Below are 13,705 nucleotides of genomic sequence, written 5' to 3'. Positions count from 1 at the left end.
GCTGAGGATTGGCTACAATAGTATAGATCTCAACCAGCCTAAAAAAGTCATCGTTTTGGCCATAATTGAAAAATTTAGTATATTATATAATTACGGCCACTGTGCATATCTGCAATGGGCGTTTCAAAAAACACTTTCGAAACGCCCATTTTACTACCCACTTTATAGCGTCCTTACAGCGACCTTATAGCGATATAACTTCTCTTTGACTCCTTTTTGACTCCACTTTGCCTCCCTTTTACCCATATTCCCACCATACTCGCACCATATTGCCACTATGGTTCTACTATACACCTACTAGTATATTTTATTATGTATAGAATTATCTGCAAACAACTATTGTAATGCCGTGGCCGGGTCCGGTTGCTTTCCGTAAGTAAGTCTTCTCCAGATTGCTTCCATCGGCCCTATATTATAATATTTGAGCCAGATATTGCTATAAATGACCTGCACAATAAAGATCAGCACAGCAAGTAACAATGACTGTAACAGCGTAAGCTTCCCGGTAAGTTTTAACCCGAAAGGATAAAACAACAGCATGCATATAATGGTCTGGGTGAGATAGTTTGTCAGTCCCAGCCGTCCGGCATTGCCCAGCCAGAACGCTATACGTGAGCTGCTTTTGTGCAGAAGCAGGGTAATGACACCTATATAAACGAATGCCATGAGCAGTATACCAGTAAAACGTATCATTCTTAGAAATAGCTGTTCGTAAACTGCTTGTTGAGGTGAAAGGAAATGCACGTTCAGGGTGGGCAAACAGGAAATTACCTTTAGAACGAGCGCAAAAGGAAGTATGATGAGAATAGCTCGTTTGATTGATGGTTGTAATTCTGTTATACGTTGAAAGAAGCGTGTTTTTCCGGCTATCAACCCAAGCAGGAACAGGATGATTATATGCTCATATCCGGTCATAGTACTACGCGTTATGGCAATAATGCTTTTTAATATTTTGTCATATTGTATCTTCAGGATCTCTGTAAACGGCCCATGTTGATATGCATTGATCAAATGCAATGTTTCTTTGCTGAATAACTCCGGTGAATGCGGAGGCGCCGGTAAAAAAAAGACAGTTCTGATTACATCCAGCAGGATGCCACCCAAAAAGATGCCCGCTGCCCATCTGAAAATAACAGCCGTTTTCTTTTTTTGAAAATAGATCAACGGAATACCAAATATCGCATAAATGTGCAATACATCGCCCATCCACAGGGCACAATGAATAACACCAAAGAGAAGCATAACTGCCAGGCGACGTATATATAGTTTGTTGCCATTGAGTTCAAGACGATTATTTTTTTCCAGCATGAGATAAAACCCAAGTCCAAAAAGAAAGCAGTAGATAGTATAAAACTGCCCTCTAACGAAGACGTCCAATAAAAACTTTTCGGGGAGAAGCGTAGACAGATCATCCCAGTGCAGTGCCACTGCCTCTTTTGAACTTATAAATTCAAACGGCGTATAAGTCTGGATATTGGCAAGTAATATTCCCAAAAGACAAATCCCCCGCATCATGTCAAGCAGGGCAATACGTTGAGACGGAGTATGGTAGCTCACAGGCGTTGATGTTAGCATAAATTACACATTGAAAATAATTTACAAATAACCAAGATGCTTGAACGACAAAGAAAGCGAAACTTTAACTGGCAGCAAAAGCTATGGGGTATTTGATAGTGTTAGCAGCTGTTTAAATTTTATTACATATGTAATGTCTATAAAACCCGGATCTCCTTCATAGTTAATATTTCTCATTTATAGACCTTTATAATACGTCTGAGGTGCAACGTTGAGGCAAGCGGCGATCAGATAAGAAATATCCTTTGATGTGGAAATGTACTTTACTGGCATTTCATTGCAAATGACCAGAAAAAAATCATTGTATGCTCCCGGGCTAATCAGCAAACCGAGTTCGTGTCGCAGAAGCTGTTAGCCTTGACGCAATCCGCCGGCAACACCATTAAAGGCGATCCCAGTCATTATCTCACTTCCAGCAGCACACTTACCCAATCAGCACAACCAGGGCGTCTTAAGACATATTATCGCGTGATCGCCACTAACATGGATACAAATCCATACCGCGACCATATCAGCGTGGAAATGAGCTTTAGTCAGATTCTTTCCAGTCCCTAGTCAGATTCTCTCCAGATCCACTCCAGACAGCCATTTCACCGGTCAGAATTGCATAGGAATTGCATAAGAATTGCATAGGAATTGCATAGACTATGTAATTCCTATGCAATTCTGCTGGAATTCTGGTGGGAGATGCAGTATATATCTAGCCCTATTTCATCGAGTCTCCCGGGCACGGTGGCTGTATTTTTGCTTATAGTGCCGTAAAGTGCAGGAATGGGGAAATCACCACCCGGATCATATAAATCAGGCACCAGCGGGCTCGTATTACCCGTACCCAATAAACAAGGTTTTCCACCTGAATTCAGGGATAAAAGCCGGCTTACCTATTATAGCTCTCTGTTAAATAGCCTGGAGGTGAACAGTTCATTTTATAAAGTGCCGCAACCTGCCACCGTTAAAAAATGGGCGGATAGTGTACCTGATGATTTTGTCTTTACATTTAAACTCTGGCAGGAAATTACCCATACCAAAGGGTTCGCGTACAAACAGGCAGATCTGTTGAGGTTTATGGATGTGATAGACCAGGCTGGCAAAAAGAAAGGGTGCCTGCTCGTTCAATTTCCGCCGTCATTAACTATAGATAGTTTTAGTGGGGTGCAGGAGATGCTGGACATTATCCAGGGTATCGTCCCGGACCATGGCTGGAAGGTGGCCCTCGAATTCAGGCATCCTTCCTGGTATATTGGCGAAGTATTTGAACTGGCCGACGAATATGCCTGCAGCATTGTTTTACATGATATCCCAAAGTCGCTAAACAGGCAGCTAAATAAAAAAGCAACTTTTGTATACCTCCGTTTTCACGGACCAGCTGGTGATTACCGGGGTGGTTACTCCGACGGGTACCTGCAGCAACAGGCCGAACAAATCAATACATGGCGACAGGAAGGTAAAGATGTGTATGTTTACTTCAATAATACCATAGGCGATGCGTTTAAAAACGCAATGACGTTGAAAAATATGGCAGCCCACCAACTACACTAAAGCATACCTGTATTGGGCTGAATGTTTGTTTACAGCGAACCAATCGCAATAAATTGACTATTTATTGAACGTTGGGCAAAGAAAAGCCGCCCGAAGGCGGCCCTTATTATTTATCAGTTACCGGTGGTTTAATACACTTCATCGAATTTCTTCTTAAAAAAAGCGATTGAGATCTTTGGAACATTACCGGTTTCATTAATTGATAGTACTATGAGCTTTCCCTGAGCTGCCTCAGCGCAGGATTGTTTACGCACTTTTAACGTTGGCAGTTCAACATCCACACAAATACTATCCTCACCAGCACTAAACTCACGCTCGTAATAATCAAAACTCACCTTTGTTTTTAATACAGTCTCATTAAATACTATTCTATTATTTATAGTAACCCTGACAGGGATTGAATCGTACCGTTCAGTAACATTTTTGACCAGCAGGGTTCGCTTGCTGCCGCAAGCAGAAGCGCAGCATAAAACTGCTGACAAGGCAACAAAAATTAAAGCACGTGTCATATTATATAAATTCTACTTTGGATAAATTCTAGGTATTTTTCCTCCGCTACCAGCTGTGCTCTTTTTATACGGGTCTTTATTTGATGTATCGAACCAGTTGGAACTTTTCACTTCACTTTTATTAGAAGAATTCTGACCGTTATTATGGGTGGCCTGCCGCAATACCATTTCCGCTTCTAATGTAGTTCTGGCATGCAGGTGTTGCATTTCTTAATAGCAAATAAAAAGGGCATAAATATGCCTGAGACTCCAATCAAAATTACCAAACTACCACGATAAGGAAAGGAATCCAGACTGGGGTATACAATCACGCCCCAAATAATTGATGCAAGAACTGAAAACAAAAGCCCTTTCCTTTTAAATATAAAATTTATACCTGCCAATACAACTACTAAAATAATATATGTATAAGCATAGATAATTGCTGATATTCCCCAAGACACACCTCTTGAGTAAACATACTCCATTTTATGGGCTAAATAATTAGTTAATTCATAGACCACATAATAAAAAGCAATTTGAATAATAGGCATAATGAAATAATAAAAACCAGTTCGATATTTCATTGGCAAATTTTAATTGATTATTTTTCAACAAAAGACAATATATATCTATATGCGTGGCAAATTCCTTCGTTTTGAATCGTTAATAATATTTTCCTTATTATGACTCAATTTCTTTAAAGAAGCTCACCACATCGGCTGAAATCAGCTTCACTAGTTCATTTCCTTTGCCTTCCGGATCTTTTAAAAGGTTTGGATAAACCTCATAGGCGATCTCATTACCTTTTGCCTTTTCCTGTTTCCATTTATGAAGTTCGCATTCAAGAGCTGGTTCAATATTTATTTTTATCCGAAAACTCCAGGGCATATCAAGGGGATGAGTATTAAGTAAGCAAACAATCTTATCCTTCTTCGCGTTAGAAAACAGGATCTTTACAGTCGTATTTGTTATTACAGATTCTTCTAACGACATAAATCTCGTCAGCTGCTTGTTAACATTTAGTTCTTCATTTAAATGATGAATGACTCTTTCAGCTATGCTAGACAAATATTCCATTTTTATTATTTAAGGATAAATAAGTACCGCTTATTTTACAAAGTCGATCAAACTTACCGGAGTAAAATAACCAATATTCTTATCAGTAGCTTTAAGAAGATTAAAAATTCTATCTAACTGTTCACTCATTCCCTGCCATCGGTCGACGTTAGCATAAGTGCTATCTGGATAAATGGTAGGATTCTTATAACTTTAGATAGAATCCTGGTAGACCGAGTTTCCGGGACAGAGCTCAGAATAATATCGGTCCCGTCTTCCAGTCTATAGCTTGGGTTATTTGCGGCATAGGTAAAAATATGTATTTTGCTGAAACTATGAAAACTCGTATAGGCCTTCTGTTATTGATGGTGTGCACAAGTGCTGAATTCGAAAAATTAACGGAGCAGGAACGCATGCAACAATGTATCGAAGAATTAAGGAAGTCTAAAATGTATAAGTTGGCAACTGGGGGGGTGTAACGCACCATCACTATGTTGTATGTAATCAATAGTTGAGGTCATCAGATGATAATTCATCAAAATCACACCATTTTACTCGCTCTGACAATGCTCTGAAAGCTATATTCGGTCCTTGCTGATTAACAAACAAAAAAGTCTCTATAAAATCTGCATACTCTGGTCTCTTGAACCTCATAGACATGTCAAGACCATATACACTTCCTCCTTCTCTTGTTTGTAACAAATAATTATCAAGACCGTCAATCTCATTTTCAATAAAAGCAACAACATTATAAAGAATTAAAACCTTTTGTGCAGCTTTTAAGTCTTTGCTACCAAAAAATATTTTCATATTGTTTCCTGCAAATATTTTCCATAGTAATTTCAAGCCTATTGTTTCTTCCATCGTTAAATTAGAATTGTTAATAGTCATATTATTCACGCTATAGTTTCGCCATTAAAATCAATCTTGTATTTTCTGCCATTGAAGTCAGTTAGTTCAATATAATTGTCATGCATTTCAAAAGAGGTTCCTTCTTCAAGACAAACAAAAATGTCTGCTCCGCTATAACTCCAAAGCAAATCGCCTTTTCTATCAATTCTCGCAATGGACGTTTCCCCGTGCGTAATGTAAGAATCCTGATAATTATGTATTGAAAAACAAGTGGCCCAATCAGCTTCTATCATCCAGTTAAGGTTAAGATCGGGAAGTGCCAGACAAAAAACAGTATTACAGCATCTGGCAATTAAATTATCGTTGTCTAAAAGCACAGAGTCGGGCGTGACCGATGTTGCACCGGCAGTAGCAAGCAAAATAGCACTTGTAGTTTTTACATGATCGCTATAAACAATTATTGCATGTTGTGATACCGGTACAAACTCTTTGCCTTTCTCAGACTGGTAAATTTTATCGTATGATGTAGGACTATCTGAAGTCTGAGTGAATGAAGAGTCGTCAAATACTTCAATTGTCAGATGCTTATATTGTAAGGCAGTTTTCATCACTCTCAAATAAACCTATTTCACTATACTAAATGCCGGTTAATGCTATTTGATAGTATCATAACAATGCACTATAATATATTTATGCCTTTGAATACCCATCAAATCTTCCAAATGTTGGTTCTGGGTAGAGCGGTTCGTTTCCTACCCATTCCCCTACATTAAGCCCCACTTACAGGAATGGTAAACCTCTTTTTTAAAATGACATGGGCTGTCCTCGCACAACCTGCCTGTAGCGCCATAAGAAACCATTCCGGCCCTTATCTTACCTTTAACAGGATAACTTCCATTCGGCGCAACCAAAGGCTTTTTAGGCCGATTATCGCTTAGATGCCACCGAAATAGGTGCATATCTATACCGAGACCATGTTAAGTCCTGGTCATCCTGCAGTTTACTTCTAGTCAGATTCTCTCCAGATGTAGTACTACAGGCCATTTCCCGCCTAAAAACGCCACTGAAACGCCACCGAAATGCCACTAAAACGCCACTGCTCAGTGGCATTTTTGTGGGATTTTCCTTGCCGTTCGGTGGGATATTTAGTATATAAGTGATATATATCACTAGGATCTGCACTATGTCTGACTAGGGTATTGCCGGGCTTTTATTATGCCTTTACTAAAGAAAAGCAGGTATTTCCCCGAGGGGAGATGAAAAGAAATTCCGAACGATAATACTCGAACCCATATTAAACGGTTGTGTTTAAATCCCCCAACTTTCAACCTGATCCGAAAGGTTCCTGGCACTTCCATACTGAGGCGGTATAATGAAGAAGAAAATTCCATTTACCAAAGATATCCACGAAATTGAATTTGTTAGTACGCTTATTTTTTATAATTTTTGACCATTAAACACTTATTCTTGAAACACTTATATTGCCTGATTTCGTTAGCACTGCTGTTTTGCCAGTTAAACGCTCAAAAAAATTATAAACAAGGCCTGGTTGTACTGTCAAAGGGTGATACGTTGCATGGGTGGATCGACTATCGCAACTGGAAAGTAAACCCTGAATCAATACGCTTTAAGAAGGACTCATTATCTGAAGGCTTCCAAAAATTTACTCTTGAAGACATAACAATGTTTCAGATAACAGGCTTCGATATGTACATAAAAGCCATTGTTAAAAAAGACATGTCGCCGGTTGAATTATCGGCCCTAACATCCTTGCCGCCCGACAGCACAATAACAGACACAGTTTTTTTAAGAACTATTGTAACCGGCAAGGTTTTGAACCTGTATGAACTGGTTGATTTTAAAGCACACTACTACATTCAGGATAACAGCAAAGAATATATTGAGCTGATCTATAAACGTTACTTCAACGAAAGCGGCATCGGTTTAATTACCAGTAACCTTTACCGGAACCAGTTAGATAAATACGCTACAGATCAAAAAGCCGATGAAAAGATGGTACGTAAGATCGGGCGAATTGCCTATAGTGAACAGGAAATAGCCCTTGTGGTTACTGCATTGAACAAAATATCCGGTGGGGTTGCCTATACTTCTGACTATAATAAAAAAGGCTACGTGTCTTTTTTTGTCGGTGCAGGCGCCATGTACACCCATTTGAAATTTTCCGGGGAAAACTATACGTTGTCTGGCATGGATTTTAAAAGTAAAATCGTTCCTGTTATAACGGCCGGCATGGATGTTTTTGCATTAAGAAATTTACGTGATCTTGCCCTGCGAGTTCAGGTATCATATAGTTCTACTGAATATAAAGCCAGTAAAACAACCACATCCGCCTTTCCTACCATCCCTGGCGACACACTGGAATATGATACTAAGCAAAACAACTTTACGCCATCTATAGGTCTTTTCTATAACATTATACGAAAAGAAAATTTCAGGTATTACCTAGGCGCACAATTAGGATTAACCATTTCATCTTATCCCACAAACCGGTTAACCAGATTTGCATATAACGGAAAGAGCGTAACAGACAATTACCTGGATTATGAAAAACACTGGATAATCGTTAACATTCAAACCGGAACCGTTATTAATAACAAACTGGAAATAGGTCTGACAGGAAATATTGCCGGCAGTTTTGTTAACTATTCCTATATTTTAGGCAAGCCTTCTATGTATACATTATGGGTGGGCTACCACTTTAAATAGTTTGCTGGAATTTGCTCTAACATTCCCCGCGGTCGCGGAGTCAACTATGTTATGGAGTAATAAAAGTAAGAAGCCGTTACCGGTGACTGCTATTATAAAAGACTGAAAAAAAAAGCGTTGCTGTTAAGTTCCGTAAAAACAAAAAAGGATCGTCTCGGCTAAGCCGAGACGATCCTTGATTCTGAGGTTCCGAGCAGATTCGTCAAACCTCTATAATTAATTGGAAATCAAGAATCGCGTTTTTTAGTCGAGCAATGGTCGAGTAAAATGGGCATGTTTGCCTTATTATTACTGTAAATAATATAGAAGAACTCGTTATTTACAAATTTAAGAGATTTATAAAGGAGTGCTTTATTTGCCATGAGAATTACTTAAAATCCGCAAACCCTTTTTCGAATTTCAATTCAGGGCACCTCCTCAACTGATATCGATCTAAAGTTCTCTCGACATTCCAGACATTAGAACGTTTATATTAAATCTACTTAACTTCTATCAATGACATTTTATTATATTTAAACTTCCTGTTAAAGGGTAGAAAGCTTGATAAATCAAAATCGCTCTGAACTGTTATTGATATGACATTAAATGGATCGGTAGGTGCAGCTATCCATTTTGAAGACATCCCCTGTCCAAACACAAGTTTGACTTTTGTTATAGAATCAATATCATCTGTATTACACATAAGTAATGGAATGCATTTTATTGAATCGGCATTAACACAAATCATTGCCTCACTCATAATTTCTCCTTTTGAACTTTTCACGTCGTCCATTTTAAATTTAACTCCCCTTAAAGATGTGTCATATGTGAAGTTTACAATAACTGGCACATTATTTTCTTTAAACGGATTTGATAGAATAAGAACTCCATTTCTACGAACCCAATTTCCTTTGCTGAACCCTCTCTCAGCCATAGATATTACCTCATACAAAAAGGTGCTATCTGAAAATAATTTTAAATTTTCTACTTTTTCTCTATAACCTGCCTGAAATTTTAATATTAAGCCTTTACTTCTTTCCTCCTTCGAAATTTCTTTTTTTTCAAACTTTTGACAGACTGCCTTTGTGGGAATAACAATATTTAAACCCAAGGCAAACAATAGCATGTTCTTCATTATCTATTATTTAAGAGCGAGCCGTAATAATAAACAGGTTTACGATTTAAGCCCTGGTTATGATTGTTTATTATATCCATTGCATCTTTAACGGTTAAGTTTGCATTTTTGGCATTACCTAATATTACAGAGAGCCTTTCATTAGGATTATATTTAAAATATACTGCCGCTGATGTATTTAAAGTCAACGATTCATCTTTCCCTATTATGCTGCTGTAACCTTCTGGATTTTGCATAAACCATTTTTTATCAAAAAAGCCATTAGCAACATGATCAACGGCATATCCATCTCCAAACAAGAAACCGGTATTATAAGCAACCAATTCATCAGTTAAATCATATAAAGGATCTGCTCTGCCCCCAATTCCAAGTATTTCCCCTGCCATAATGCCATACCCATGCCTAAACTCATGCGCCATATTCATAAGGTCTTTATCATGTTTTCCCAGCTTAATATTAACCCTATTCTCTTTTGGGGATTTTCCTAAGTCAAAAGTTGTTAAACCCAAAAGTCCCTTACCTGGATCTTCACTTGATATGTGAAATTCAACATTAGAACCCTCCATTTCATCCCATTGAGAGTTAAGATCCGCATGCTCGTTAATTAGAAAAGCCAACTGGTTAATCCGTTTATCTATTCCCTTGCCTTCTTCACCACTTTTCATGGTACTTATCAATTCACTCAAATATCTTCCCATCCTTTTGTTATTTTCCTCTCTCATTTTATGATAAGTATCTTCTACGGTTGGATTTGCCCAGCTAAAATAATTGCCCAGCCAATCAAATTTTGAAGTTGGATTATTTTGCATAGCAACAAAAGGACTTTCCTGATAAGTAGTCGTCGGTCTTACTGTCGCTAAAGTAAGTTTCAATAAGTGATTGGCGTTCTAGGTAAAAACCTTTTACAAATTCGTCTGCGGTCATATATAATGATTTTATCTATGTTTGCCGATAATGAACAGCGTCTTGTGCAGACGGTCCTTAGATTTGCTTCTTGACTAAAAAGCCAAGGTGACTGCTGCGGCCTTTTTATATCTGATTAATTATGAGCTTTCATGAATCTGACTTAAACAAGCTTCTTTAAAATCCCACCTGCTTTCCATTCGTCCTTTCATTAAATATTCTCTGAACCTAGCATATGAAACTTCTGAGGGAACATCAATGGAAATATAATTTTTAATATGGCTACCCTCCCAACCACATCCAAACTTCACTATTTCATCTTCAATCATCGACTGATGATCCTTATCAAATATTATCATTTGAATTGTACTATGGCCAGACTCTTCAATTAGCTCATCAAAATAAAGAACGCCATCGTCATCCTCAACTTTAACGATATCACCATATGCAATATTGGGCGCAAAAAAAGCCGTATTCAGTATCTTATAATAATCACCAACTTTTTCGGCCCACATGCTTTCAGTTTCTATGTTACCTTCATCGTTTGAATAAACAAAATGGACCTTATAATTATTATTGCTATCAATTGCTGCTTTCATGTTAATAATTTAACGCTAATTAATTACATCATCTGCAAGTCCGAAATAACTTTACACTTCGGATCGGTAACAAAGTCTCAGGTAGGATTTATTAGTTCCATCAAGCTAATAGTACTCATCCAATTCTTTTTGTAACCGCTGCTCAAATTCTTCTATATCAATTAAGATTCCTTTGTCTGTAGGCAAAGGGAAAATTGCCAGCCTCATTTTACGATCTTTAAAATCAGTTAGGTATTCTTCTTGAAAAAAATCTAGTTCAATAGCTTCTGGTTTGCAATTCGCAAAGTCTGCCTTACAGCACAATGCGGCATAGGCTTCAAATGGCCAAATAGCAAAAGCAACATTTCCGTTGTCATCTCCGTAATTTGCAAATCCGTGTTGGTCACCAATAGCCCAAACAAACTCAAAATCAGCTATTCTTTTAATCGTATAACTGAATCTTTTTTCTGCGTCTAATTTCAGTACTTCTTCTATCTCTTTTTTAGAAGGCATAAATTAAAGTTTAATTCAAACGGACTGTCCATAATTTTCCATTCTATTCTATTCTTTAAAGGCCCTTGTTCCTGAATTTGCAAAATCAAACTCATCCCCAATCATTCCATTCAAAATCCGCATCTCCTCTCCACAATCCTTTACCAGGTTCAAGATGAATTGATGGCAAAAGTGTGCTATCAATACCAAGAATAGTTCCTAAAGACACCACCCGCATATCCTTCTTATCTACATCCGGACCGGCACCTGCAAACATTTCCCATTCATTTTCTTCTACTCGTACCACTTCGGTAATCGGTTCACCTAAAAGAGCTTTGACATTTGTAACAACAGTTGAATTTTCAGGAACTTCATATTCCCATTTATTAACCAACCATTGCCAAACAGGCTCTGATGAAACGTTCCATTCCTTTGACATATCAGGTATATCAAGTGTATAATGGTATTGATCAGGAATAATTTGATAAACATTTATGTCATCATTCTTATAATAATCAAAAATACCCAACAGCATTAACCTACTCCAGGAAAGGTCAACAGGCATAAGTGAAAATCTACCTAAGGAACCAACCATAATTTTCCCATCAAGATTTTCATTCCTTTTAAGCGCTATAACAACGTTGTTAACTATGTGTATTACCTCCTCATACATATAATAAATTGCTCCCGCAAACACTAGTTCAAAATTTAATAATTCTCTCAATCCTATTGTATAGGCATACCGGGGTTGGCTACCACTTCGTACTACTGTAATATGATATCCATATTGATTAATATTTGATTGAATTATTTCCTTGAAATCCTGCTTTTTATTCATATTTATCATAGATGAAACTCTGCATGGCCCGTTAATGGGATAAAATAAAAAAGATACCGCTTTTGATCGACATCTTTTAATGACTAGGCACCAAGGGGATGCATGGGTTTAAATCACAAGTAGATTTGTATCATACCACACATCTTCATATATATTGTCAAATAGAAATCTCCAACCCGATGTTAGACCTAAATAATTTATCGCTTTGGGGCAAATGTCTAGTAAATGAGATACATGCACAGGTTTTAAAAAATCGTCAGCGTTAGAATATTCACCAGCCCAAATAAACCAACTGACTGAGTGCTCACTTTCGATTGGGTGTCTCAAACCATTTATTGGCATGTTAAATTCATTAAAGCTCTCAAGGGCTAACTCCACCAATTTATCGAATGGGGGTGCCATATATTTCGCACCATATTTTTCGCAGATTGCTTTTTGCCTTTCTAAAAACTCTCTTTCAAGCATTACTACCCCTTTTTTCTTTTCGCCTCAATGTCCTTCTTCATTATTAAGATTATTTACTTATAGCTCTTATGAATTCCTTAAAATTATTCCCAAGAAATGTGGCATCTTCCAACGATAGTCCAATTAAAGGCACCTTAACATAAGAAATATTCTCACGATTAATGCAAAAAGCAGTATCTCCACCATCCGAACCTATTAGAAAAAGCTCTGGTGCAAATTCTTTTACCGCGTACATTTCATTGTTCTCCTTTAAAAGACCTAGGCTCCAAAGAGAAACATATACATTATCTGATAATGAGCCTTCGTAACCGTTAAAAAGTATCAAAAATTCAATATAATCTGCCGGCAAAGTAATATCCAGTTCTTCAAGCAACCGTGTGACCTGTTTATCGGATAATTCAATTCCGCTGGTTATTCGACTTGCAATTAAATCCAGCAGTTTATTTTCCATAATTATTTATTATTTTTTTGCGGACATAAAGCGAGTGAACCACCGGTTGCAACAGCAGTTCATTCAACCACAAACTTACTTCCGTCAGTCGTAGATCTTGCTCCCGTTCTTTTTACCCATTCAATGAAATTTGCTGTCACATAATCATTATCCAGTTCCTTTGCCTTTATCAAGAATTGTTTCTTGAATTTCTTTCGAACATCTTCAGCCCAGATAAGAAATTCCTCATCTTTTTTCACTAGTTCATCACCTTTATAGTATCTGGTAACAAAATAAAATCTGCTCCTATGCAACTCCTTGTCACTATAGGGATAAAATCCTCCGAAAGAAAACTCAATGCAGTTACTTTTAAGTATGTCAATATAATACTCCTTACGGTTTTCCATATATACAAACGACAGACATGCCGTTCGCCCCTCCTTGCAAATACAAACCTGATATATGCCTTCCTCGTTATAATTATATCTAATTGGTTCTTTCGTATCGGCATCCCTTTTATATACCACGCATTTATTTTCATTTAAAAAAGCAAGTACCTTGGGAAAATCTTCCGGAGCCAGAAAAAAATTGACCTGTTTAGAATTCATTTTAGTTGGTTCTTGAGGCAAAGCGCCAGCGGTTCTG

17 protein-coding genes are annotated in these 13,705 nt (G+C 37.6%); 3 read left to right on the top strand and 14 right to left on the bottom strand.

From position 1 onward, the window contains the following. Nucleotides 1-336 precede the first annotated feature (336 nt). Nucleotides 337-1,575 carry a DUF418 domain-containing protein gene (locus J7I42_RS21100; RefSeq protein WP_209140851.1) on the bottom strand — a complete coding sequence of 413 codons (1,239 nt, stop codon included), beginning with the start codon at nucleotides 1,573-1,575 and terminating at the stop codon, nucleotides 337-339. Nucleotides 1,576-1,932: 357 nt separating this feature from the next. On the opposite strand from J7I42_RS21100, the gene J7I42_RS21095 reads away from it, so the two are divergent. Then, nucleotides 1,933-2,130, top strand: coding sequence for a hypothetical protein (locus J7I42_RS21095; RefSeq protein WP_209140850.1), 198 nt, complete (start codon nucleotides 1,933-1,935; stop codon nucleotides 2,128-2,130). Nucleotides 2,131-2,346: 216 nt separating this feature from the next. Beyond that, entirely contained in the window at nucleotides 2,347-3,114 is a 768-nt protein-coding gene (locus J7I42_RS21090; protein ID WP_209140849.1) for a DUF72 domain-containing protein, read from the top strand. 128 nt (nucleotides 3,115-3,242) lie between these two features. On the opposite strand, the gene J7I42_RS21085 is transcribed toward J7I42_RS21090, so the two are convergent. The 5 genes from J7I42_RS21085 to J7I42_RS21065 form a co-directional block, all read right to left on the bottom strand. Further along, nucleotides 3,243-3,623 carry a hypothetical protein gene (locus J7I42_RS21085; protein WP_209140848.1) on the bottom strand — a complete coding sequence of 127 codons (381 nt, stop codon included), beginning with the start codon at nucleotides 3,621-3,623 and terminating at the stop codon, nucleotides 3,243-3,245. 176 nt (nucleotides 3,624-3,799) lie between these two features. Beyond that, nucleotides 3,800-4,189, bottom strand: a complete 390-nt coding sequence (locus tag J7I42_RS21080) for a hypothetical protein (protein ID WP_209140847.1) — start codon at nucleotides 4,187-4,189, stop codon at nucleotides 3,800-3,802. A gap of 97 nt (nucleotides 4,190-4,286) precedes the next feature. Next, entirely contained in the window at nucleotides 4,287-4,682 is a 396-nt protein-coding gene (locus tag J7I42_RS21075; RefSeq protein WP_209140846.1) for a hypothetical protein, read from the bottom strand. Nucleotides 4,683-5,165: 483 nt separating this feature from the next. Further along, nucleotides 5,166-5,552 carry a hypothetical protein gene (locus J7I42_RS21070; RefSeq protein ID WP_209140845.1) on the bottom strand — a complete coding sequence of 129 codons (387 nt, stop codon included), beginning with the start codon at nucleotides 5,550-5,552 and terminating at the stop codon, nucleotides 5,166-5,168. Nucleotides 5,553-5,557: 5 nt separating this feature from the next. Further along, nucleotides 5,558-6,121, bottom strand: a complete 564-nt coding sequence (locus J7I42_RS21065; RefSeq protein ID WP_209140844.1) for a hypothetical protein — start codon at nucleotides 6,119-6,121, stop codon at nucleotides 5,558-5,560. 859 nt (nucleotides 6,122-6,980) lie between these two features. Here J7I42_RS21065 and J7I42_RS21060 point away from each other — a divergent pair. Further along, a complete protein-coding gene (locus tag J7I42_RS21060) occupies nucleotides 6,981-8,240 on the top strand; it encodes a hypothetical protein (RefSeq protein WP_209140843.1) in 1,260 nt (419 codons plus the stop codon). Between the two features lie 478 nt (nucleotides 8,241-8,718). Here the strand turns inward: J7I42_RS21060 and J7I42_RS21055 are convergent, their stop codons facing one another. The 8 genes from J7I42_RS21055 to J7I42_RS21020 form a co-directional block, all read right to left on the bottom strand. Further along, complete coding sequence (locus tag J7I42_RS21055; RefSeq protein ID WP_209140842.1) at nucleotides 8,719-9,354, bottom strand: hypothetical protein; 636 nt, start codon at nucleotides 9,352-9,354, stop codon at nucleotides 8,719-8,721. Next, on the bottom strand, nucleotides 9,354-10,226 hold the full coding sequence (locus J7I42_RS21050) for a hypothetical protein (protein WP_209140841.1): 873 nt from the start codon (nucleotides 10,224-10,226) through the stop codon (nucleotides 9,354-9,356). Before J7I42_RS21050 ends, J7I42_RS21055 begins: the two co-directional genes overlap by 1 nt. A 171-nt stretch (nucleotides 10,227-10,397) precedes the next feature. Further along, nucleotides 10,398-10,856 carry a DUF4265 domain-containing protein gene (locus J7I42_RS21045; RefSeq protein WP_209140840.1) on the bottom strand — a complete coding sequence of 153 codons (459 nt, stop codon included), beginning with the start codon at nucleotides 10,854-10,856 and terminating at the stop codon, nucleotides 10,398-10,400. 105 nt (nucleotides 10,857-10,961) lie between these two features. Further along, nucleotides 10,962-11,348, bottom strand: coding sequence for a DUF2750 domain-containing protein (locus J7I42_RS21040; RefSeq protein ID WP_209140839.1), 387 nt, complete (start codon nucleotides 11,346-11,348; stop codon nucleotides 10,962-10,964). 91 nt (nucleotides 11,349-11,439) lie between these two features. Then, a complete protein-coding gene (locus tag J7I42_RS21035; protein ID WP_209140838.1) occupies nucleotides 11,440-12,165 on the bottom strand; it encodes a DUF4262 domain-containing protein in 726 nt (241 codons plus the stop codon). A gap of 108 nt (nucleotides 12,166-12,273) precedes the next feature. Beyond that, a complete protein-coding gene (locus J7I42_RS21030) occupies nucleotides 12,274-12,630 on the bottom strand; it encodes an immunity protein Imm33 domain-containing protein (RefSeq protein WP_209140837.1) in 357 nt (118 codons plus the stop codon). 49 nt (nucleotides 12,631-12,679) lie between these two features. Beyond that, entirely contained in the window at nucleotides 12,680-13,081 is a 402-nt protein-coding gene (locus tag J7I42_RS21025; RefSeq protein WP_209140836.1) for an SMI1/KNR4 family protein, read from the bottom strand. A 59-nt stretch (nucleotides 13,082-13,140) separates the two neighbouring features. Beyond that, nucleotides 13,141-13,668, bottom strand: coding sequence for a hypothetical protein (locus J7I42_RS21020; RefSeq protein WP_209140835.1), 528 nt, complete (start codon nucleotides 13,666-13,668; stop codon nucleotides 13,141-13,143). Nucleotides 13,669-13,705 lie beyond the last annotated feature (37 nt).

The sequence above is a fragment of the Niastella soli genome (genome assembly GCF_017742245.1).
Lineage (GTDB): Bacteria > Bacteroidota > Bacteroidia > Chitinophagales > Chitinophagaceae > Niastella > Niastella soli.
Note: the sequence above shows the minus strand (reverse complement) of the source record. Positions and strands in the feature narration are given on the sequence as shown.